Origin of the sequence: Sinorhizobium sp. RAC02 (genome assembly GCF_001713395.1) — a bacterium.
Lineage (GTDB): Bacteria > Pseudomonadota > Alphaproteobacteria > Rhizobiales > Rhizobiaceae > Shinella.
This window is the reverse complement of sequence record NZ_CP016452.1, coordinates 1535482-1556625: the sequence shown is the minus strand read 5'-3', so window position 1 is coordinate 1556625 and position 21144 is coordinate 1535482. Positions and strand designations below refer to the sequence as shown.

At 61.9% G+C, this 21144-nt stretch carries 19 protein-coding genes; 7 read left to right on the top strand and 12 right to left on the bottom strand.

Annotated features, from left to right (window positions below; translation table 11 throughout):
* Positions 1-40: 40 nt before the first annotated feature.
* The 3 genes from BSY16_RS28240 to cysE all read left to right on the top strand — a co-directional run bounded on the left by BSY16_RS28240 (position 41) and on the right by cysE (position 1986).
* On the top strand, positions 41-367 hold the full coding sequence (locus BSY16_RS28240; RefSeq protein ID WP_069063759.1) for an ArsR/SmtB family transcription factor: 327 nt from the start codon (positions 41-43) through the stop codon (positions 365-367).
* 408 nt (positions 368-775) lie between these two features.
* A complete protein-coding gene (locus BSY16_RS28235) occupies positions 776-1111 on the top strand; it encodes a protein tyrosine phosphatase family protein (protein ID WP_069063078.1) in 336 nt (111 codons plus the stop codon).
* 26 nt (positions 1112-1137) lie between these two features.
* Positions 1138-1986, top strand: a complete 849-nt coding sequence (cysE, locus tag BSY16_RS28230) for a serine O-acetyltransferase (protein ID WP_069063077.1) — start codon at positions 1138-1140, stop codon at positions 1984-1986.
* A 66-nt stretch (positions 1987-2052) separates the two neighbouring features.
* Here cysE and BSY16_RS28225 read toward each other — a convergent pair whose 3' ends face one another.
* Both BSY16_RS28225 and BSY16_RS28220 read right to left on the bottom strand, forming a co-directional pair.
* Entirely contained in the window at positions 2053-2457 is a 405-nt protein-coding gene (locus tag BSY16_RS28225; protein WP_069063076.1) for a RidA family protein, read from the bottom strand.
* Positions 2458-2517: 60 nt separating this feature from the next.
* On the bottom strand, positions 2518-3786 hold the full coding sequence (locus BSY16_RS28220) for an SfnB family sulfur acquisition oxidoreductase (RefSeq protein ID WP_069063075.1): 1269 nt from the start codon (positions 3784-3786) through the stop codon (positions 2518-2520).
* 272 nt (positions 3787-4058) lie between these two features.
* Between BSY16_RS28220 and BSY16_RS28215 the strand changes: the two genes are divergently transcribed.
* Both BSY16_RS28215 and BSY16_RS28210 read left to right on the top strand, forming a co-directional pair.
* Entirely contained in the window at positions 4059-5531 is a 1473-nt protein-coding gene (locus BSY16_RS28215) for a sensor domain-containing diguanylate cyclase (RefSeq protein ID WP_069063074.1), read from the top strand.
* Between the two features lie 109 nt (positions 5532-5640).
* Positions 5641-6588, top strand: a complete 948-nt coding sequence (locus BSY16_RS28210) for an MYG1 family protein (RefSeq protein WP_069063073.1) — start codon at positions 5641-5643, stop codon at positions 6586-6588.
* 102 nt (positions 6589-6690) lie between these two features.
* Here the strand turns inward: BSY16_RS28210 and BSY16_RS28205 are convergent, their stop codons facing one another.
* From BSY16_RS28205 to BSY16_RS28195, 3 genes are read right to left on the bottom strand one after another with little or no spacing between them, the layout of a single operon-like run.
* Positions 6691-7332: an Isoquinoline 1-oxidoreductase subunit gene (locus tag BSY16_RS28205; protein WP_069063072.1), complete on the bottom strand. Its 642-nt coding sequence runs from the start codon at positions 7330-7332 to the stop codon at positions 6691-6693.
* A 13-nt stretch (positions 7333-7345) separates the two neighbouring features.
* Complete coding sequence (locus BSY16_RS28200; RefSeq protein WP_069063071.1) at positions 7346-9499, bottom strand: xanthine dehydrogenase family protein molybdopterin-binding subunit; 2154 nt, start codon at positions 9497-9499, stop codon at positions 7346-7348.
* Between the two features lie 3 nt (positions 9500-9502).
* A complete protein-coding gene (locus BSY16_RS28195; RefSeq protein WP_069063758.1) occupies positions 9503-9961 on the bottom strand; it encodes a (2Fe-2S)-binding protein in 459 nt (152 codons plus the stop codon).
* A gap of 331 nt (positions 9962-10292) precedes the next feature.
* Here BSY16_RS28195 and BSY16_RS28190 point away from each other — a divergent pair, with 331 nt between their 5' ends.
* Positions 10293-11624 (top strand): APC family permease, encoded by a 1332-nt coding sequence (locus tag BSY16_RS28190; protein WP_069063070.1) that lies wholly within the window; start codon positions 10293-10295, stop codon positions 11622-11624.
* 13 nt (positions 11625-11637) lie between these two features.
* On the opposite strand, the gene BSY16_RS28185 is transcribed toward BSY16_RS28190, so the two are convergent.
* The 4 genes from BSY16_RS28185 to BSY16_RS28170 all read right to left on the bottom strand — a co-directional run bounded on the left by BSY16_RS28185 (position 11638) and on the right by BSY16_RS28170 (position 15985).
* Positions 11638-12408 carry a helix-turn-helix transcriptional regulator gene (locus BSY16_RS28185; protein ID WP_286157274.1) on the bottom strand — a complete coding sequence of 257 codons (771 nt, stop codon included), beginning with the start codon at positions 12406-12408 and terminating at the stop codon, positions 11638-11640.
* Between the two features lie 93 nt (positions 12409-12501).
* Positions 12502-13842, bottom strand: a complete 1341-nt coding sequence (locus tag BSY16_RS28180; RefSeq protein WP_069063069.1) for a serine hydrolase domain-containing protein — start codon at positions 13840-13842, stop codon at positions 12502-12504.
* Positions 13823-15268 (bottom strand): alginate export family protein, encoded by a 1446-nt coding sequence (locus BSY16_RS28175; RefSeq protein ID WP_069063068.1) that lies wholly within the window; start codon positions 15266-15268, stop codon positions 13823-13825. The genes BSY16_RS28180 and BSY16_RS28175 overlap by 20 nt, the downstream gene beginning before the upstream one ends.
* 516 nt (positions 15269-15784) lie before the next feature.
* Positions 15785-15985 (bottom strand): cold-shock protein, encoded by a 201-nt coding sequence (locus BSY16_RS28170; protein ID WP_069063067.1) that lies wholly within the window; start codon positions 15983-15985, stop codon positions 15785-15787.
* Between the two features lie 685 nt (positions 15986-16670).
* Here BSY16_RS28170 and BSY16_RS28160 point away from each other — a divergent pair.
* A complete protein-coding gene (locus tag BSY16_RS28160) occupies positions 16671-17174 on the top strand; it encodes a hypothetical protein (protein ID WP_150130169.1) in 504 nt (167 codons plus the stop codon).
* A 12-nt stretch (positions 17175-17186) separates the two neighbouring features.
* On the opposite strand, the gene BSY16_RS28155 is transcribed toward BSY16_RS28160, so the two are convergent.
* The 3 genes from BSY16_RS28155 to BSY16_RS28145 form a co-directional block, all read right to left on the bottom strand.
* Positions 17187-17699, bottom strand: coding sequence for a 2'-5' RNA ligase family protein (locus BSY16_RS28155; protein ID WP_083243244.1), 513 nt, complete (start codon positions 17697-17699; stop codon positions 17187-17189).
* A 110-nt stretch (positions 17700-17809) separates the two neighbouring features.
* Positions 17810-19969 carry an adenylate cyclase gene (locus BSY16_RS28150; RefSeq protein WP_069063756.1) on the bottom strand — a complete coding sequence of 720 codons (2160 nt, stop codon included), beginning with the start codon at positions 19967-19969 and terminating at the stop codon, positions 17810-17812.
* A gap of 216 nt (positions 19970-20185) precedes the next feature.
* Positions 20186-21064, bottom strand: a complete 879-nt coding sequence (locus BSY16_RS28145) for a DMT family transporter (protein ID WP_069063063.1) — start codon at positions 21062-21064, stop codon at positions 20186-20188.
* Positions 21065-21144: the final 80 nt, after the last annotated feature.

Below are 21144 nucleotides of genomic sequence, written 5' to 3'. Positions count from 1 at the left end.
CAATAGGTATGATGCAATCCGTACCTTTGGAATGAAGATCATGGATAAGGAAGGCCATCCGGACGAGGACGAAATCACGCTCGGCGCTGTCTTGTCAGCACTGGCCGATCCTCTGCGGCGACGCGTCGTCATGGAACTGGCGCAGGCACCTACAGGCACGGATCGTACCTGTGTGTCGTTCGGGCTTCCGGTCAGCAAGGCGACGTTGACGCATCATTTCCGCGTTCTTCGGGAGGCCGGGCTGATCCGCCAGGTCGATCGCGGCAACAGCCGGGCGGCGACCCTCAGGCGTGATGAGATCGACAGGCGCTTGCCCGGCCTGCTCGACCTAGTTCAGGCGGAAGGGGACGGCGAGCCGGCCGCTTGACCATGATCGGCATGGCCGAGCTGCTATCAGCGTAACGCTGGGTTCCACGGCAAGCCCGCGTGTGAACCAGCCGTTCGATCGCGGCACACTGGAGCGTTCTTTTCCACAAAGCGTCCGCGAAAGAGTGCCTGATTTCTTTAATTGACAAAATTTATAGAGAATTATCAAGCCAGATTGGAGGATACCGATGTCCACATTCAGGCTGTCTCGCCTTGCAGGCAGTTTCAACCGCCTATCCGCGGCCGGTCATGTCTCGTCGATGAGCGAGGCGCGATATGCGGTGGCGCCAGAACGTTGCGATTTGAATGACGTCGGTCCTTCGCGTGGCAAGGCGCTGCGGCGCAGAAATGTGCGCCAGCAGGCCTTGCATGCCGATCAAGTTTCCGTTGCGAGAAGAAGGACTGCCTGATGGATATCCGCAAGATCAATGATGACTACTCGGTGTCGCCCCAGATCGAGGCCGAGGACGTCGACATCGTCAGCCTGCTAGGTTTTCGGTCGATCGTCTGTCATCGCCCGGACCATGAGCAGGCCGACCAGCCTGAATTCTCCACGATCGCCGCGCGTGCTGCCCAACTCGGCATAGAGGTGCGGCATATACCCGTCGTTCCAGCAGGGCTGACGAGCGACGCGGTCGACAGCATGGCTCAGGCGCTGCGTGAGCTGCCAGGGCCTGTTCTCGGTTATTGCCGCTCAGGCGCGCGCTCGACGAAGATCTACGAACAGGCGCTTCAGCCACTTTGATCCACCGCAAATCGTTGGAGCCGCCCATGCCCGGACAGGAAAGCAATGTCGTCTTCCTCCCCGTCGAGGACGTCGCCCGCCGTGAAGTCACGGCACTTTGGGAAACCCTGCGGCTGGAGGCCGGGGCGGCAGTCCACCGCGACCAGACGCTGGCCCGCGCCATGGGGTCCGCCGTGCTCATGCATGCGAGTTTCGGCCACGCGCTCTCGCACCGCTTGGCGGTCAAGCTTGCCGATCACGACGTCGATCGCGACGAGTTGCTGGCGCTGATCTACGGCGCCTATATCGATCGGCCGAGCCTCCTCGGCGCGGCGACAGCCGATCTCCAGGCGGTGAAAGACCGCGATCCGAGCAACAGTGAAGTCTTGATCCCTTTCCTGTATTTCAAGGGTTTTTCCGCGCTGCAGGGCCACCGCGTCGCCCACTGGCTCTGGACGACGGGCCGCCGCCATCTCGCCCGCCACATCCAGAGCCGGATTTCGGAGGTTCTTGCCATCGATATCCATCCCGCCGCCGAGATGGGGCGCGGCATCATGCTGGACCACGGCAGTGGCCTCGTCATCGGCGAGACGGCCGTTGTGGAGGACGATGTTTCCATCCTGCAGAACGTTACGCTCGGCGGTACCGGCAAGGACACCGGTGACCGACATCCGAAAGTCCGCCGCGGCGTGCTGATCGGTGCGGGCGCGAAAATCCTCGGCAATATCGAGATCGGCATCGGCGCCAAGGTTGGCGCGGGCAGCGTCGTTGTCGCGCCGGTCGCACCTTATACGTCGGTTGTCGGCGTGCCGGCGAGACCGATCGGCAAACCGCACACCGCGCTGCCGGGCATCACCATGGACCAGACGCTCAGCGAGCCGGAATACATGATATGATGAGGACGAAGCGGCTGAATTTGCGAGCCTTCCCCCGTTCCTGAAACCTCCCGATCACGCCAACTGTCAGGCCTTCGCCACGACAAGGTCGATTTCCACCAGGGCATCGCGTCCGAGTGCCGCGACGCCAACGGTCGTACGGGCCGGCAGATGGCGATCCTCGCTGAAATGCTGGTGGTAGACCGCATTGAGGCCGGCATAGTCGCGGGCGAAGTTCGTGAGATAGATACGCGCGAAGACGGTGTCTTCCAGACGGTATCCGACGGCATCGAGGATATGGCGGAGATTGCGGAAGACGCGTTCGGTCTGGGCCTCGATCGAGGCGGGGAGGGGCGCCTGCGGATCCTCTGGATCAATCGGCAACTGGCCCGTCACGTGCAGCAGGCCTCCCGCTTCCACGGCGTGCGCATAGCGGGCGGTTTTTGGCGGCGGGGCGGCGTCGGCGACGAAGTGGCGGCGCAGTGTCCGCATGGGGGCAAAAATCCAGTTCGAAGATCGGGTGCCGGCCGGCGGCCGGCACCCGAACCGCTGTCAGCTCCAGGGATGGCGCGGCGGGTTGATGCCGTTGAGATAGAAGTTTCCGACGTGGAAGAACTTCCAGCGCACGGGATCGTGCAGTGTATGCGCCCGCGCATTGCGCCAGTGGCGGTCGAGATTGTGTTTTGCGAGCGTGGAGCGCGTGCCCGCCAGTTCGAACAGTTTGTTCGTGGCAAGGATCGCGATTTCCGTCGTCAGCACCTTGGCCTCAGCGGTCTTGACGGTCGCGTCTGCAATCGTCTCCTCCGTCGAATTCTCGAGGCCGGCGTCGATGGCCTCGCCGGCGATGCCAAGCAGGGCTTCGGCCGCATGCAGCCTGATCTTCAGGTCGCCGATGGCGGCGATGGTGAAGGGGTCCTCGCCTGCGGTCTCCTTGCCGCTGTCGATCCACGGCCGACTCTGCGTCTTAATGAATGCGATCGCGTCCTCGATCGCCCCGCGCGCGATACCCGCGTCGATGGCGGCCTGGATGATCTGCGAGACGGGGCCGGCGATGGTCGGCCGGTCGAACGCCGCAACGGGCAGCAGGCGGCTCTTCGGCACGCGCACATTGTCGATCCTCACCGAGCCCGAGGCGGTGGTGCGCTGGCCGAAGCTCGACCAGTTGTTCGTCACCGTGATGCCGGGCGTGTCCCGTTCGGCGAAGACAAGATAGCCCTGTTCCTGCGCATCGACCGCGACGATCGGGATGAAATGGGAGAGGAGGGCGCCCGTCGTATAGAATTTTTCGCCATTCACCACCGCCTCGTCGCCGTCAATGGTGACGCGCGTCTCGAAGGCGGCGACGGTCTTGCTGTTCAGCTCGGAAAAGGCATTGCCGAAGCGCAGGCCGGAGAGAACCCAGCCGAAGAACTCCTTCTTCTGTTCTTCCGTGCCGTCGAGATCGATATGACCGTTGATGGCGAGGTGGTTCTGCGTGATCTGGGCGATCGACGGATCGGCGGCGGCGAGAATTGCGATCACACGCGCTAGGGTCTTGTAGGATACGCCGGGGCCGCCATAGGCTTTCGGAATGTTGATGCCCCAGAGGCCGCTCTGCGAATAGGCGTCGATCTCGGCGATCGGAAGCAGGCCCTCCCTGTCGCGAAGGGCCGCGCCCGGCGCGAAATCGGCGGCAAGGCGCCTAGCAACGGCGATCGCCTCGTCATCGCTCTTGATGACATGGGCGGGCACTTGCGGCCGCGGACGCGCCGGAACCGGATCATCCGAATTCACGCGCGGATGCTGCGTGTAGTCGATAGGCTGTTTTTCGATAATCCCCATGGCGATGCTCTCCTGTCTGGTCAGGCGAGAGTGGCAATTTAAATATAAAATCCATAGATATTATATATTATAAGAAGGCCGTCTTGTGGAAAATTCTTCGAAGGATCGTCTCCCGCCAGCGGCGTTCGATGCCTTTCATGCCTCTTGCGCCTGCGAAAGCGGCGGGGCTGGACGACGGCAGCCGTGCTGGCACTTCAACCTCGGTTTACCTATTGCCGGTAAAAGGGACCTTCGCCTCCCATGGCGTTGCACGTCCCAACCTCCGGTGACTCATGTCCGAGACCTTCGATTCCGATATCTTCAACCTCGCCCCCACAGCCATGTGGATCGAGGATTTCAGCGAGGTCAAGGCGCTCTTCGGCACGTGGCGCGCCCAGGGCGTGACGGATATCCGGACGTTTCTCAACGAGGACAGGGACCGCGTTGCGCAATGCTCCCAGCGTATCAAGGTGCTCGCCGTCAACAGGAAGGTGCTGGAACTCTTCGAGGCGGATGACATCGACCATTTGCGTGCGAACCTGTCGACCATCTTCCGCGGCGACATGCTCGAAACGCATGTGATCGAACTGGCGAAGTTGTTCGATGGCGAACTGAGCTTCGAGAGCACCACGTCGAACTATACGATCTCCGGCCGCCGCCTCGATATCCAGCTTCGCGGAGCCGTCATGCCGGGCTACGAGACGTCGCTCGGCAAACTGCTGCTGACGACCGAAGACATCACGGCACGCGAGGATGCACGCCGGGCGGAGGCCGTGCAGAGGCGTCATGCGGAAGGCATTTTTGAGCATTCGCCCGTCTCGTTGTGGATCGAGGATTTCAGCCGGATCAGGCTGCTGCTCGAAGACATTCGCGCACGCGGCATCACCGATTTCCGCACGTTCATGGACGTGCATCCCGAATTCGTGCGCCAATGCATGAGCGAAATTCGCGTCATCGACGTCAACCGCGCGACGCTCGACCTGTTTTGCGCGACAGAGCGAAACCAGTTGCTGCATCGTCTGAGCGATGTTTTCCGCGACGACATGGAAAAGCCGTTCCGCGAACAGCTCATCGAATTGTGGAATGGAAACCTCTTCCATCATCGCGAGGTTGTGAACTATGCGCTTGACGGCACCGTGCGCCACATCCTGCTGCATTTCTCCGTCTTCCCGGGACATGAGCTCGATTGGTCCCGTGTACAGGTCGCCCTTACCGATATCACCGCGCGCAAGAAAGCGGAGGCCTATCTCGAATATCTCGGCAAGCACGATGTGCTGACCAAGCTCTATAACCGGGCTTTCTACGCGGAGGAGATCAACCGGCTGGAACGAAAGTCGTTGCGTCCTGTTTCGGCGATCATCTTCGACCTCAACGGCCTGAAGGAAGCCAATGATCAGCTCGGCCACGATGCCGGCGACGCCTTGCTGCGCCGCTTCGGGGAAATTCTGAACGGCGCCGTCGCGCAGCCCAACCATGCCTGCAGGATCGGTGGCGACGAGTTCGCCGTCCTCATGCCCGGTGCGGATGCGAAAGCGGCGGTGACCATGGCCGAAACCATCAGCGAGCTGCTCAAGATCAACAACCAGTTCTACTCGAGCGCGCCGCTACGCATGTCGTTTGGAGCCGCCACCAGCGAGGGAGGGGAAACGATCGAGAGTGTAGTAAGGCGCGCGGATGTTCAGATGTACGAGCACAAGCGGGCTTATTACGAGGCCAATGGTGCCAGCGGCATTGCCAAGGCGCGATCAGCGCGACGCGCCACCTGATCATCGGACATCACGTCGGGAGCGGCCATAGGTGTCTTGAATTGAGGCGATCGAGTCGATATCGAACGTACTCGAACGTATCCGCAAAATTTCCGAAAGTTTGACCGGTATGACCCCAGAATTTCTCGTCACGCATTCCGGGGGCTTCCACGCGGATGAACTTCTGTCGAGTGTCGTCCTGACGCGCCTGTTTCCCGCTGCACGCCTGATCCGCAGCCGGGCGCCGGAATGGATCACGCCGGGCACCGACAGGATTATCTACGATGTCGGCGGGGCCTACGATCCGGATGCCGGGATTTTCGATCACCATCAGCGCGGGGCACCGCTGCGCGATGACGGCCAGCCGTTCAGTTCCTTCGGCCTGATCTGGCGCCGGTTCGGGCGGGACTATCTCGCTGCTTTCGGTGTTCCGGCCGAGGATATCGAAACCGTTCATGCGGGCTTCGATGCGGACTTCGTCTTGCCGGTCGATCTCATGGACAACGGCGCTTTGAGCCCATCGACCGCCGGCGCAATGGCCAAGCTGACGCTGCCCGTCCTTCTGGAGACGCTGAAGCCCGTCTTCGACGAGACGGAGCCGGATGCGGACAACCTTGCATTCCACGACGCGCTTTTGATTGCGCGCAGTTTCGTGGAAGCGAGCATAAGGCAGAGTGCCGCGAAGCTGCGGGCACAATCGATCGTGCGCCAGGCGATAGAGGCGACGGGAGATGGCCAGGTGCTGGAGCTTCCTATGGGAATGCCCTTCCGGCCGGCGATCGTAAAGGCAGGCGCGGACCATATCCTCTTTGTCGTCCATCCACGCGACACCGACTGGTGCCTGACAGGCGTTCGGCGGTCGAGCGAAGGGTTTGAACTGCGCGCCGATCTGCCGGCGGCCTGGGCCGGCCTTACCGGTCAGGATCTCGAAACCGCCTGCGGCGTTGCCGGCGCAACATTCTGCCACAACGGCCGCTTCATCGCCGCTGCAAAGACCCGTGAGGCTGCGCTCGAAATGGCGAGGATCGCGGTCGCACAGGCCCTGAGTTCACAGCCTCCAGCCGCTCTCACCGCATGATCCTGCGGTGAGGCAGCCTTCCAAGCCGTATTCGCCCCATCCTGAACCGTAGGGCGAACGTGCAGCAGGCCTTTGCAATCGCATCTTTACGCCGGCTTCCCTTTATCCAGGCGGACAGATCGCCCCGGTATCGACCCACGCCTGGATGATCTTTCCGAACTCTTCCTGTGTGCCCGGGGCCGGTTCGCGGCCATCGCCGGGATGCCATCCCCATCCGACCAGGTCGTCCTTCGCCATATGCTCGACGATTTCGACCATGGTCTTGTCGCCGTTGCGCGCCGGGTCCTTCAACTGCGTGCAGATTTGGCCAAGCGTCTTGCCTTCCCAGGCCATCTCGATGGGGGCGAGATGCCAGGCGGGATTGCCGGGTATGCTCTTCAGGGTATCCGCCTGGCCGATGACCGGCGTGTTCTGTTCGCTGTGGCAGGTGTTGCACTGCATGCCCACGAGGCCCATGCCGCCGTCGCCGCGGAAGACCGGCGGCTGGTGCGGATGCATCGACATGCCTTGCAGCGGGCGGTCCGTCGCCGGATGACAGTTGATACATCGCGGATGCTGGATGACCTTGCCGGCTTCCTCGAAGAGGGCGAGCGAGCGCGCCCGTTCGTCGGAAATCGACTGGAAGGATTCTGCGGGACGCAGCGAATTGGTGTTTTGCGCCACGACCGCCGGAGCGAGCAGGATGCCCGCGCCGACGATAAGACAGTGTGCCGCGACACCCGAAAAGAGAAGTTTGATTTTCATCTGACGGTATCCCTCACGCGGAAATGAGACTGACGATGGGAAGCTGACGCACGGGAGCGTTTGTCAGCTTTCGCCACGCATTGGCGACCGCCGGCCCCACGGGAGGCACGCCGGGTTCGCCGACACCGGTCGGACTTTCCGCAGACCTGATAATCTCCACCGCGATATCGGGCATTTCGTTGATGCGGATCGAACGGTAGTCGTGGAAATTCGACTGCATGATCCGCCCGCCCTTGCCAAGGGTGATGGCGTCGAAGAGCACGGCGCCCAGCCCGTAGCCGATGCCGCCCTCCATCTGAGCCTTGATGATGTTGGGGTTGACGGCGACGCCACAATCGACCGCGCACCACACTTTGTGGACGCGTGGTGCGCCATCGGACCCGACTGAGACCTCCGCCACCTGCGCGACGAACGAACCGAAGCTTTCGACGACCGCCACGCCGCGGGCTCGCCCCTCCGGCGGGGTCGATCCCCAGTCCGCCATCTCGGCCGCCTTGCGCAGAACGCCGGCATGGCGCGACTCTTTGTCGAGAAGCGCAAGCCTGCCTTCCACCGGGTCGCGGCCCACACGCGCCAGCAGCTCATCGACGAAGGTCTCGACGGCGAAGCCGGTATGGGTATGCCCGACGGAGCGCCACCAGAGCGGTGGGATCGGGAGCGTCACATTGTGCGAGGTGACCTTCAGGTTAGGGATGCGGTAGGGCAGGTTCGAGGCTCCCTCCACCGAGGTGGAATCGAGGTCCGCCTTGGCCATGATCGACTGGCCGACGATGACCTGCTCCCAGGCCGTGATCCGGCCCTCGGCATCGATCGCGCCGCGCATCCTGTGGGCATACATCGGGCGGTAGAACCCGCCCTGGATATCGTCCTCGCGGGTCCACATGTGCTTGAGCGGACGGTCGCCGCCGATCGCCGCATACACCATCGCGGCTTCCTGCATATAGGGTGAGCCGAACTGCGCCTTGCGGCCGAAACTGCCGCCCGCGAGCTGCGTGTTCACGCGGACCTTCGATTCGTCCAGCTTGAGGATTTCTGCCGCCACCTGCTGGTCGAAGCCCGGGAACTGTGCGCCGTTGTAGATATCGACGGAGCCGTCCGCCGCCTTGATGAACACGGCGTCGAGCGGCTCCATGGGTGCATGGGCGAGGAAGGGAAATACGATTTCGGCTTCCACCGTCTGGAGCCCGTCCTGCCGGAAGGCCTCGTCGACATTGCCGGTATTCGTGGCCTCGAGGCCCGGCTCCTTGAAGTGCCTGATATATTCGGCGGCCAGTTCCGCCGAGGACCGGGTTTCCGCCTTGGCGAGGTCCCATTCGATCTGGAGCGCATCGCGCCCCTTCAGCGCCGAAAAGGTATTGTCCGCATAGACCGCTATGCCCTGCGGGATCTGCTTGACGTCAACCACACCGCGCACCTTGCGGGCCTCGCCGTCGTTGAAGGATTTCACCGTCGCGCCAAAATGCTTGGGATGGGCAACGACGGCCGTGAGCAGGCTCTCCGGCGTGATATCGAGCGTGAAGATCGCCGTGCCGTTGGTCTTGCCAACGGTGTCGAGTTTCGGCAGGTCCGTTCCGATCAAAACGAAGTCCTTGGAATCCTTCAGTTTCGGATCCTCAGGCACCGTCTGTGTCGCGGCCTTGTCCGCGAAGGCGCCGAAGCCGCTTTCCCTGGACGATCCGACATGTTTCAGCCGGCCTTTCTCGACGGTGATTTCCGTCGCCGGCACGTTCCATTCCTCGGCAGCGGCGGCGATGAGCATGGCGCGCGCGGTGGCACCCGCCTTGCGCATCTGCTCATAGGCATTGGCAATCGAGCTTGACCCGCCCGTGCCCTGCAGGCCGAAGGCGAGATTGGCGTAGATTTTGTTGTCCGTCGGCGAGTGGACCGCGCGCATCTGGCTCCAGTCGGCATCGAGCTCTTCCGCGACAAGCGTCGCCAGCCCTGTGAAAGGCCCCTGGCCGAACTCGATATGTTTTGACAGCACGGTGACGGTGTCGTCCGTGCCGATCTTGACGAAAGCGTTCATCGGCACGAGCTCGGCTGCGCCGCCGGCGGGAACGCCCGTTGGTGCGGCCGAAAGGAATTTCGGCGCGATCGCCACGCTGATGACAAGGCCGGCTCCGGCGAGGAAACCGCGACGGGTGGTTGTGATGTCGTGGATTGTCATCGCTCAACCCTCCATCGAATTGGCGGCATTGTGGATGGCCGCGCGAATGCGATGGTAGGTGGCGCATCGACAGAGATTTCCGGTCATGGCGCCGTCGATCTCATCGTCGCTCGGCTTGGGCACCATCTGCAAGAGAGCCACCGCCGACATGATCTGGCCGGATTGACAGTAGCCGCATTGCGGCACGTCGAGCCCCGTCCAGGCGGTCTGGACGGCTTGCGCCTCCTTGCCTGAAATTCCTTCGATCGTCACCACGTCCGAGCCATCGATCATCGCAATCGGCGTGATGCAGGAGCGCCGCGGCATGCCGTCGAGATGCACGGTGCAAGCCCCGCACTGTGCGACGCCGCACCCGTATTTCGTGCCTGTCAACTTCTCGAAATCCCGGATGACCCACAAAAGTGGCGTATCGGGATCCCCATCGAAACTGCGTTGTTTTCCATTGAGCGTGAAAGTCACCATGTCCATGCTTCCTTCCAAAGGAGCCGAGTGGGGGCGGGCTTATCGTCAAAGACATATGGCGTCAGTCGAAGATGAAAAGGGACTGAGCGAAAGAGAGGATTAAGGCGGTTCGGTGTTGGCGGATCAAGTCAAATGCGTGTGACAGCGGCCGGGGGCTGAGGCTCCGGGGTCGAGATGAGCCCCGGGGCATTGCGCGGCCAGCCGGCATGGACGCCGAGCTGGATTGTTCAGCGGCATCGGTGCAGCATGTGACAGCATATAGTACCCTGGGGTTATTGGCTTCACCGCTATCTTCCTTGACCCTTCACATCGTTATTTGGAGGAGGGGAGCATGACGCAGACTATCAAACTCGACCGGACCCTTGGCTTGTGGTCCGTCGTATTGTTCGGCCTTGCCTATATGACGCCGATGATCGTGTTCGGCACGTTCGGCGCCCTGGCATCGGCGAGCCAGGGAACCACGGCGATGGCCTACTTCATCGCGGCGCTGGCGATTTTCCTGACGGCGGCAAGCTACGGCATCATGGCAAAAGTCTATCCGGTCGCCGGATCCGGCTATAGCTATGCGCGAAGATCGTTGAATCCGGGCGCCGGCTTCCTCGTCGGCTGGGCGGTGCTGCTCGATTACTTCTTCCTGCCCATGGTCATCTGGTTGATCGGTGCGGCCTATCTGACGGCCGCCTTCCCGGCGGTGCCAGCCTGGCTCTGGATCGTCGGCTTCATCGTTCTGACGACGGCCGTCAACGTCATCGGCATCGCCTTTGCCAACCGGGTGAATGTCGTGCTGATGCTGGTTCAGCTTTCCGTGCTGTTCATCTTTCTTGCGCTTGCCGCGCGCTATGTCGTGGCGCTCAACGGCGTCGGCGGGCTCGCCTCTGTGCGGCCGTTCTTCGAACCCGGGGTGCCGTTCAGCGCCTCCGTCGCCGGTGCGGCGATCGCGGCCTATTCGTTCCTCGGCTTCGATGCCGTCTCGACCTTGACAGAAGAAACCCGCGATCCGACGCGCACCATGCCGAAGGCGATCATGATCATCGCGGTCATCGGGGGGCTCATTTTCACCGGTTCCGCCTATATGACGCAGCTTGCCCATCCGGGCGGTGAATTCACTGCGGTGGATTCGGCCGCCTCGGAAATCGCGCTGATGATCGGCGGCGATCTCTTCGTTACCGTGTTTCTGGCAACGCTTGTGGTCGCCCAGTTCACCTCCGGCCTCGCGGCGCAGGCAAGCGTCGGCCGGCTGCTCTTCGCCATGGGCCGTGACGGCGTGCTGCCGGCCAGCATCTTTGGCCAGTTGCATGAGAAATGGCGCACGCCCGTGCTCAACCTCGTCTTCGTCGGCATCGTCGGCCTCTTGGCCCTGACGCTGGACGTGACGACCTCCACCTCCTTCATCAATTTTGGTGCGTTCCTCGCCTTCACCGCCGTCAACGTCTCGGTCATTGCGCTCTATCTCAAGGGCAATGCCATCGTCCGGCCGCTTGGCCCGGTCCTAGGGCTCGTGGTTCCCGCGGCCGGGGCGCTCTGCGACCTGTTCCTGCTGTGGAACCTCGATGGCCACGCCAAACTTCTCGGCGTCATCTGGCTGGTGATCGGTGTCGGTTACCTTGCCTATCTTACGCGCTTCTTCCAGCTTGCTCCGCCGGAAGTGGAATTTCAGGAATGATTGCCGGAATTGCCTAGCGCCGGCTGAGGAAGAGATGAAACAGTTCCGCCTGGCTGGAAATGGTGAGCTTGGCATAGGCCTGGCGGCGGTGGACCTTGACGGTGTTGGGCGAAAGGCCAAGCGTGGCGGCGATGGAGTAGCTCGAATGACCCTTGAGAATGAGGGTCACGATCTCCAGCTCCCGTTTGGAAAGCAGGGGATGGCTGATCGTCGGCGCCGCCCGTTCGTCTTCCCCCGGCAGGGTGAAGCGCTCACGCCAATGGCGTTCCGCCAGTGCCTTGAGGAGAGGCGCCGCGCTTTCCAGTCGGGTGATGTCCCGGTTGGAAAAGGGCCTCGCATCTCCCATGCGCGAGAGCGAGAGCACCGCATCGGCATGGCGCAGCTTCAGGATGAAGCCGATCTCGTCGACGATGCCCGTCGCCCGGTAGTGGCGGCGGTAATACTCCGTCTCGGCAAAACGATCCGGTGCCAGGCGCCGCATGACCAGCACGCCGTCGCGCCCGGAGCGCACCGCATCGTAGAACGGGTCAAGGATATAGGCGCCGGCGAGATAGTGGTCGACGATGGTGGTGCGGTCGCCGACAATGCGCGCATTGTCGAGGTCGAAGGCCTTGCCGCCCGGGGCATAGGCAAAGCCGTTCATCATCTCGAAGGAGACAAGATGACGAAGCGAACGCTCCAGCGCCTCGGGAAATGCAGGTTCCCCGAGCGCCGCCACGGCCTCGGCGAGGCCCGAATGCCACAGGTCGACATAGGCGCCCGCTGCGCCGGATCTTGCCGCCACGTTCTTTCCCCTTGTCTTTTCAAGGAGACCTAGCACGGGATCCGCGATCCCGACAGGACCAGCCCGTTCGACGTGTTGCCGATCGGGCCGACGTCACGGCGTTGTCGGTTGCTCGATCAGGTGGCGGGCCACCGCCTCGTAGGCCGGCAGCGATGTCGGGTCATTGGCGGCGTTGCCGGCGACGGGGTGCGAGGAGAAGCGGGCGATGACCATCTCGGCAGTGGGGTCGATGTAGATCGCCTGGCCGTGCACGCCGCGCGCCATGAAGGCGCCGTTTGCATTGTGCGTGATCCACCACATCGCGCGATAGCTCCAACCCTTCAGCGCCGGGTAGCCGCCCTTCTCGAAGGCCGCCTTGTCGCCACCGGCGCGGATGCTATCGATCGCCTTCTGCGGGATGAGGCGCTGGCCACCTGCCATGCCGCCATCGAGCAGCAGCTGGCCGATGCGCGCCATGTCGCGCAGGCCGGCGTTCAGGCCGCCGCCTGCGAAGGGCGTGCCGGTGGAATCGACTGTGTAGTAGGCGTCTTGCTCGGCGCCGATCTTGCTCCAGATCCGCTCCGACAACAGGTCCGCCACCGATTTTCCCGAGATGCGTGCGATGATCCAGCCAAGCGCATCGCTGTTGATCGTCTTGTAACCGAAGGCCGGACCGTGTTCGCCCTGCTTCACCACCGTCTTCAGGTAGTCGAAATAGCTGCGGGGGCCGGTGTAACCCTCGGGCTTGGGAAGGGGATTGCCGGCGGCCGAGTAGATCCACACGTCGGCATTGGGGTCGGCATAATCCTCGCTGTAGCGCAGGCCCGTCGTCATATCGAGCACTTGCCGTATCGTCGCGTCGCCGAAGGCGCTTTGCGCAAGTTCGGGAACGACGGTCGCGACCTTGACCTTGTCGTCGAGCGCGCCTTCGGCAACCAGAACTTCGCCGAGAAGGCCAGTCAGCGATTTCGTCACCGACATGGCGCCGTGCTGCCCCGCCTCCGTGAGGCAACCGGAATAGTGCTCATAGACGAGCACGCCCTTGTGCAGCACCACGATGCCGTCCGTGTAATTGGCCGAGAGCGATTGCAGCCAGGTCATGTCCTGGTCGGCGCCGGTCGGGCGGAAGGTGACGCCGTCGATGGCGGGATCGATCTTCCGTTCGAGCATCGTCGGCGCGCCGAGGCCGCGGCTCACATTGGTCGTCGGCATCAGCTGGCGGAAATGGCAGACCGTCCAGCGCGATTTCGGGAAGCTGAAATAGTCGCTGTCCGAAAAGCGGATGATCTTGTCTGCCGAGGGTGGAAAGCCCTGCATCCAGCCGAGGGTGCGAGGGTCTGACTGCTCCGCCGAAAGCGGGGCGGCGTCCTGGCCCGAGGCGCCGTGTGGCAATGCCAGAACCGGCAGGGCGACCGCGAGCGCGACCGACAGGGTTTTAGAAATTGACGATGACATTGACGAAGCCTCCAAGCCAGTTCGGCGAATTTTCCTTGGTCAGGGAATCCATGCCCTTGCCGGGAATGGAAATGCTGACGCCGGCCGTCAGAAAGGTGTTGGGATTGATGACGCGCGAATATTCGAGATAGACGTCGTCCGCGAGGTGGTAATCGCCCACGCCGGCGATCGGGGTGGGTGTACCGTCGATGATGTCGAGGCGCGTGCCCTGGCCGAACTGGATCGGGCTGTTCAGTTCATTGGCGCGGATATGCGCATAGCGCAGCGTCCAGGTGTCGGCCTCCGTCGGCCTCACCTGCAGGCTGAGCTGGTGCGCGTTGACGTTCGAATTGAGGAACATCATGGACGACTTTGTGCCCGTCGACCAGGCATTGGGATTGCCTTCATAGTACAGGGGGTCGAAGCGCTCCACGCGTGAGGTCGAAGGATCGTCGCCGGAGAAGGTCTGGTAGCTGTAGGCGATCGTCGGCGCCCAGGACAGTTCCTCGAATACATAGCCGATCTGGATGCGGCCGCCCCATGCCTGCAGGTCGATCTCAGGATTCCACTGGTAGGCGAGGTCGCCCCCGATGAAAAACCCCGCCATCGCCCCATCGAAGGGCTGGGTCCGGCCATAGGCGTTGACGAAGCTCAACCCGTCGCGCGCACCCGGCATGATCACCGGCGGGCCGATACCGCCGTCCGCAGCCCGCGGATAGGGCGAGTTGGATTCCAGGACATGCCCGATCGTGAGGCCGCCATACTGTCCATCGTCCGTCTCATAGCGCAGGTCGCCTCCGGCGATCTTCGTTCCGCTGTCCGTGTCGGAGAGTTCGTTCGCGTCGATGAAAAAGGCCGTCGCGGTCACGTCGTCCTGGCCGAACCGCAGGAGGGCCGTCTGTTCCCATGCCGTGCGGGGCCCGAGCTTCAGGGCGCCGCGTTCGAAGCCGCTCGACCCGCCATTGGCGATGAGCATGCCTGTTCCGGCCTTGAACGGGCGCGGCCCGAGGGAAATATCGAAGAAAGGGCCGGTTTCCGCCGTGGAGCGCAGGCCGAGATAGCCGTCTTCCAGCGTGATGGCACCTGTGCCGCCCGCGTCGAAGGCATCCGTGCCAAGGGTACCCGACGCGACGAAGGACAGTTTTCCGTAGATTGCCAGCAGGTCGCCGGCATCCGCGGTGAAGCTGATGCCGGGCATCAAATACCCTTCGAGCCATCGCGTATCGCTGTCGAAATTGGCCTCCGGTGCGAAGGTATCGGCGAAGTTCCAGAACAGGTTCTGCTCAGCCACCACATTGACGCCCGCCTGAAAGTGTAGCCGCACTTCCAGGCCAGGCTCGTCGATCAGGAGCATCGGATCCTGGGCGCTTGCAGCAGCGGGCACGAGCCCCAGACCGATGGCCAGTAGGGTTGCGGTCGTCCGCCGACCGTCCCTCATATTTCCCATGCCGCACTCCGATACCGGTTTGGAAACCCAAACAGAGATGACCGCGCCAACATAGGAACGGATTCGCTAGAGTACCCCATTCGATCTCGATTGGAGCGCAAAAAGGTCGTTCCCGGTTTTGACGAGATATGGCGGCCGTCCCGGAGCTGTGCCTTTCACGCTTCGATTGCGAAGCGTTGGAGGCGCGGCGCGTCGACCACGGCAACGTGACTTGATGATCGCTCGCCCGAATAAGCCGGCGCCGGCCGGAAGGTGTCAACGACCTTTCGACCTAACAAGCCAGACGGGGCTAGGTCGTTTCCGAATATGATTTACTCAGGGGATATCTCAAAAGCAGTCCGAAGACGATTTGAAGCAAGGCGTTCAACGTCTATGCGCTTTTGAGGTGGTATAGTCTCGCTTGAGACCGGTGGTGTGGACGCGTGGCCTTAGCCCCGCGTCCACACAATACTTATTTGCCAGCTGGCTCAGGTGGATCGAGTTTCGCGATGCGGTCGATCCAGACCCGACGGTACATCAGAGAACGCGAACGTTTTCGGCTTTCGACTTGCCGGTCTTGCGATCCTGGCCGACGTCGTAGCTTACGCGCTGGCCTTCGCTCAGCGAACCGCCCTGAAGCGCGGATACGTGTACGAACACGTCCGTTCCTCCGTTTTCAGGCGTGATGAACCCGAAACCCTTTTCTCCATTGAAAAACTTAACTGTGCCAGTGGCCATAACTTATCCTCGACGATTCTACAGCTGATTGCCGCGGAGAAAACCTATAGCTGTTGCACGTTATTCGCAAGACATTCGTAGATGATAAAATTTCCTGTGTATGCAGCCTCCAAATTGAGCGAGTTGTGTCTCGTCTGCCCATAGCAGCCTGCCGGATTTGGATGCCCAACTGCTCGGGGTGATTGCAGCAACCCCATGGCGATGCTGCCGGCGGCGCGCGTGGAGGCGACTTCCGCATTTTATCTCTATCGGCCGTGTACTTACGGCTGTTTCAGGAGAAAATGGATTGTATAACGCCATCGGGCCCAAGTCCTATTGCGAAGGCCCGGTCAGCGCCCGGCTATAAGTGTTGAAACGAGCGCCCGGGCGGGCAGATAGTTTGCGCGACGCGGTCGTCTCTTGTTGATATCCTGTCTGATCGGCGTCTTCGACATCGGCGTCATCGAGGTGTGGATGGGGAAAGCAAGCTACATCTACGCGTTGGCATCGGTGGCCCCTCGTCGACAAGAACGACACGATGTCTTTCCCGGGGATCAGGTGGGCGGCAACGTGGTTACTTCCAAGGGCGCCATCTTTCTTTCCGGCACCGTCGACTAGAAGAGCCCGGGCTTGGAAAGCAGTTTGCCGCGCGCCGCGCGCGTGCTAGGCAGTCGCGCTTTGATCGAAGGGCTGCGGGCGAGGTTTCATGAGCGTTGGATTGTATGCTGATTACGTCGCGGACTTGAGGGCGCTGTTTTCCGAGCTGGATCGGCATCCCGACCTCTTCCAGAGTTTTGACACACGCCTCGAACTGGCGGCCGCCGGCGGCCTTGTCGTCTACGAGACGAAACGGCGCAAAGGTCAGACGGACAGCCTCTATTATGGCCGTTCCGCTGAGACCGCCGCCAACCAGCAGATTTCACAGGCGGCGTCCTTTGCGGCGATCGACCGTTTTTTCGCTCTTGGCCAGTTCGTGGCCCTGACTGGTAACGGGACGCAGGCGCGCGCGTTGGATGGACAATATCCGCATTGCGCGGTCAATTTTTCCTATCGCAAGAAGGGCCAGTCCAAGGCCAGGTCCATGCTCATGGTGTTTATCGGTTTCAACGATGAAGCGGACGCATTGGCCTATGTGTCGGCGAACGACGATCCATCCGCCCTTGTTGCCGAGCGGCCGTACCGCGGGGTGCGGGCCTTCGAGTGGAAGTAAAGAGCCGGCTAATCAGCTGCGCGCAGAAAACAGGCACGATTCAAGCGGCGCCCATGGCCCGTCGAGATACTGCCAGATATCGATGCCGATGATCCTGATCTGGCAGGGAACGAAGTCCTCCGACAGCATCTCGAAGAGCACATCGGCCTGGGTGTGGGGCACGCCGTTCTGCACGGTGATGTGCGGCCGCCACGTCTGACGGTCCTGTGGGCCGAGCGTCGGCAAAAGATGCGCCCGGAGATTTGACCGAATTTCCATCAATTCCGGGGATGTGATCGTGAAAGCGGTTCCCGCACCGAGATGACGGACGGCACTGACTTCCGCCAGGATCGGCCGGTGCCCGGCTGCCTCGGTGCGAACGCATGCACGAATGTTTTCAACCTCTTCGCAGGGTAATTTATGAAACATCGTGAGGTGGGCGCGCAGAAAATTGCGTTTGGCTGGGAAATGCCGGCTGCGAAGCGCGTCGAACGGAAGGAGGTCTGCCTGCTCGATCCGCGCCGTGATGATGACCGGAGCCTTCAAAACCTTCACCTCAAAATGGCAGCCGCTCTGCCGGCCTGGCGGTCTAGGTATACCGCGGCCGCATCACGAACAGCTCTGAGCGAAGGAAGTGGCGTGTCGCATCTTGTCCGTCAAGGAGAAGAAAAAACGGCTGCTGCTGAACCCCTGACGGGAGCGACGCTGCCGGATACGGGCATTCCCGCTTTGCGAAACACTGAGAGCAGACTGACCTGATCCTTTGACGGGATCTTTCCTATCTTGAGCTCCGCCGCAATGTTCCGGAGGAAATCCGGCCGCATCCGAGTGAATGTCTTGCTTGCCTGTCGCGCGTCCTCCCGCAGTCCGGCGCCGAAGACTGCCGCCTGAGAGTCACCAAGCATATGGGCCGCGAGCACGCGGGTTCCGTGATAATGTCCGTCCCCGCCCGGGTTGAGGGCAAGCGCCTGATCCAGAAGTGCCGCACCTCGGTCCCATTGCCCAGCGATGGCCAGCCTGGTTCCGAATTCCCCGATCAGTTCCGTATCGTTCGGATTTGCCGCCAGTGCCTGTTCTCCGACCCGTATCGCCTCGGCTACTTGCCGATCGAAGAACAGCGCCGTCATCAGCGCCTGAAGGCCACGAACGTTGGCGGGGTCCAGCTGGATGGCGGAGCGTGCTGCCTGAAGTGCTCGTTGCAGAGGTGCAGCGTCATCGGATTTCGGATTGAACCCAAACCGCTCCTCATCGAGATAGAGAACGGAAAGGATTGCCCAGGCAGTGGCGTATCCAGGATAGCGTGCGACAGCCCCCTCCAGACAGTTACGAACGTCTGCATGACGCTCCGCGCTCAACGCCTTGCGATATGTGTAGAAGTTCAAGGTGCAGGCATAGACCCCAAGATCATCGGGCGGCAGTTTGGTGTTACTTGCCTGGGCAATAATGCCGTATGGCTGCGCGATGGTCGCCGCCACCTTGTTTGCCACGTCGGTCTGTATGGCGAAGAGGTCGCGGGAGCGCAGGTCATTCTCATAGTCCTTCGACCACAGGATTGCACCATTGCTGGTATCAAGAAGCCTTGCCGTCACCCGGATGCGGCTGCCGGTCGTCTGCACGCCACCGGAGAGCAGATAGGGCGCAGCACCGCCATCCCGAGCCTGCGACATGCCGACATCCGACGGCAGGGATTGGGACGTTTCGCGGCTGAGCACCCTTATCTCCTTGAACCGGGGGAGAGCGGTCAGCAGTTCTTCTGTCAAGCCGTTTGTATGGATTTGGGCGTCGGGACCGTTGCCGAGGTTGGCAAAGGGGGCGATTATGAGCGTTGGGAGTCCAACCCCCAGCATATCAGCCTGCTGGATCGCTGTGTCCTCTATCGTCCAGCGGCTGATCCCGTGGGCGGAGGCGCCCAGGCCGGCGATGGCAACAATCGCAAACAGCAATCGGCTTCTGCCCTGCCAGAGCGCGCCAGTGGTCGGGCCGGCGCGTTCAAACGGCCGGAGCTGGTTGCGGGGCGGTGCCTCCGAACTCTCGTTGTGCCAGGAAAAGACTGGAACATATCCGCCTTTCGGCACGTTGATCCTTACAGGATCGTTCTGCCCGGCAACCAGATAATAGCGTTCCAGTGCGCGCCGTAGCCTGCCCGCTTCGATCCGCACGACGGGATCGTCCTGCGAGAAACTCTCCGATCGCTTGAACACCTCGATCGCGATGGAATGCCCTTTAATTCGCGCTTCGCGCCCGGCCAGCGTTTCTTCGACGATATAGGTCAGGAAAAGGCCCACTCGTCCCGTTTTGGGAAATTCGAGGCTTGAATCGAGACGCTGTAGCTGAGCGCGAACATCCTGCGCTCCCGGCGGAGGGCGCATAGGCGACCCGGCGCATCGTTCGAGTGTGCCTCCATTCGCGCATCGCTGCTCGTCTACATTGGGCTGCCCATCGTTCGGTATGCTTTTTATGGAGAAGCTCGGAACGTAACTGCCCTTGGGAATGCCGATGACGATCGGATCGGCTTTGCCGGACGTCAGGTAGTATCGCTCCAGGGCACGGCGGAGGTGGCTGGCGGCAATGCGTACAATGGGATCAGCCTGTGGATCGAAGGCATCGCTTCGCCCGAACACCTCGAGCGCTATGCTATAGGCCTTTATACGATTGCCCCGGCCCGCCAGTGTCTCCTCGACCACATATTCGAGCAAGCGGCACTCGCGTTCGGTTGCATCGAAGGCAGCGCTCTGTCTTATCCGCGCGAGTTGGCCGCGGCACGCGATGGTGTCTGGTCGCGATCCTTCCGCCCCAGAATAGGCAGCATAAATCATGACATCCCCCGAAGCGTGGAAGCACGGGGCCGCGCCGGCCACGGCTTTGCCTCACACCAACTTCCGTCGAAATGCTATAGATTGCGGGTGTAGGCCGCAATAGCGACAACCATCGCGTGGTTACCGGAAATAGCAGGCCTATTGTTCAGGGATGCAAATTCCAGATACCAACCTCACGCCGGCGGCCCGCAGGCGCGGAATATCGGTGGAGAAATGTCATCCGCGCCGCGCGACAAGAATGCCCGCAAGCACGATCAACCCGCCCACGGCCTGCATCATGCCGACCGGTTCGGAAAGCACGAGCCAGGCAAGGATTGCGGCGACGACGGGCTGCAATAGCAAGGTCAAGGAGGAAAAGGCGGTCGGTAGATAGGCCAGCGCGTAGGTAACGAGCCCCTGACCGCTGACATGGCTGATAAAGGCGAGGCCGACGACCATTGCCCAGCCGAAGAGCGTGACCGGCATCAGGCTGCCTTCGAAGAACAAGGCAATGGGCAGCATGCAGATGGCAGCCGAAAACGTCGTCCACACCATGATGCGCAGTGTCGAGAAGCGCGACCGGACATGGCCGATCGCCAGCATGTAGCAGGCGTAGAATATGGCGGCGACGATGGCCGTCGCGTCGCCCGCAAGCTGCCCGCCGCCAATGGCCGCCGGTCCGCCCTTCAGGACGACGATGCCGGCCAGCGCCAGCGCGAGCCCCGTCAGGAATATGGGGGTGATGCGTGTGCGGAAAACCAGCCAGGAGCCGAGCGTCACGAAGACCGGCGCCAGATTGGCGAGCAATGTCGCGTTGGCGACCGAGGTCATGTGCAGCGAGAGGTGCCATGCGACAAGGTCGATGGCGAGGAAAGCGCCCGGAAGGAGCAGGACGACGTAGTCCCGCAGCCCAGAAGGCCGCTCGTCCGCCTCCTTCGTGACACGTGAGATCAGCAAGAAGGGCAGCAGCGCCAGCGAGACACGCCAGAAGCCCGTCGCCAGCGGCCCTACTTCGGACAAGCGGACGAAAATAGGCGACCCGCCAATGGCCGCACCACCGATCAGGAGAGCGATGAGAGCAAAGCGGGCGTGCTGGGAGCGGGTAATCTGGGACAAGGTGACAGTCCGATGGTCGGGAAAGCAGCGGGCTATCAGACCGGGGTGATTTGAACCAGCCGGGTCAGGCTAATTTAGCG

Excerpts from the sequence above, each read along its gene's own strand:
- BSY16_RS28200 (WP_069063071.1), bottom strand. The coding sequence starts at position 9,499 with ATGACAATCCACGACATCACAACCACCCGTCGCGGTTTCCTCGCCGGA.
- BSY16_RS28170 (WP_069063067.1), bottom strand. The coding sequence starts at position 15,985 with ATGGCCACTGGCACAGTTAAGTTTTTCAATGGAGAAAAGGGTTTCGGG.
- BSY16_RS28160 (WP_150130169.1), top strand. The coding sequence starts at position 16,671 with ATGAGCGTTGGATTGTATGCTGATTACGTCGCGGACTTGAGGGCGCTG.
- BSY16_RS28150 (WP_069063756.1), bottom strand. The coding sequence starts at position 19,969 with ATGATTTATGCTGCCTATTCTGGGGCGGAAGGATCGCGACCAGACACC.
- BSY16_RS28175 (WP_069063068.1), bottom strand. The coding sequence starts at position 15,268 with ATGGGAAATATGAGGGACGGTCGGCGGACGACCGCAACCCTACTGGCC.
- BSY16_RS28220 (WP_069063075.1), bottom strand. The coding sequence starts at position 3,786 with ATGGGGATTATCGAAAAACAGCCTATCGACTACACGCAGCATCCGCGC.
- cysE (WP_069063077.1), top strand. The coding sequence starts at position 1,138 with ATGCCCGGACAGGAAAGCAATGTCGTCTTCCTCCCCGTCGAGGACGTC.
- BSY16_RS28210 (WP_069063073.1), top strand. The coding sequence starts at position 5,641 with ATGACCCCAGAATTTCTCGTCACGCATTCCGGGGGCTTCCACGCGGAT.
- BSY16_RS28195 (WP_069063758.1), bottom strand. The coding sequence starts at position 9,961 with ATGGTGACTTTCACGCTCAATGGAAAACAACGCAGTTTCGATGGGGAT.
- BSY16_RS28205 (WP_069063072.1), bottom strand. The coding sequence starts at position 7,332 with ATGAAAATCAAACTTCTCTTTTCGGGTGTCGCGGCACACTGTCTTATC.
- BSY16_RS28240 (WP_069063759.1), top strand. The coding sequence starts at position 41 with ATGGATAAGGAAGGCCATCCGGACGAGGACGAAATCACGCTCGGCGCT.
- BSY16_RS28215 (WP_069063074.1), top strand. The coding sequence starts at position 4,059 with ATGTCCGAGACCTTCGATTCCGATATCTTCAACCTCGCCCCCACAGCC.
- BSY16_RS28180 (WP_069063069.1), bottom strand. The coding sequence starts at position 13,842 with ATGTCATCGTCAATTTCTAAAACCCTGTCGGTCGCGCTCGCGGTCGCC.
- BSY16_RS28190 (WP_069063070.1), top strand. The coding sequence starts at position 10,293 with ATGACGCAGACTATCAAACTCGACCGGACCCTTGGCTTGTGGTCCGTC.
- BSY16_RS28225 (WP_069063076.1), bottom strand. The coding sequence starts at position 2,457 with ATGCGGACACTGCGCCGCCACTTCGTCGCCGACGCCGCCCCGCCGCCA.
- BSY16_RS28235 (WP_069063078.1), top strand. The coding sequence starts at position 776 with ATGGATATCCGCAAGATCAATGATGACTACTCGGTGTCGCCCCAGATC.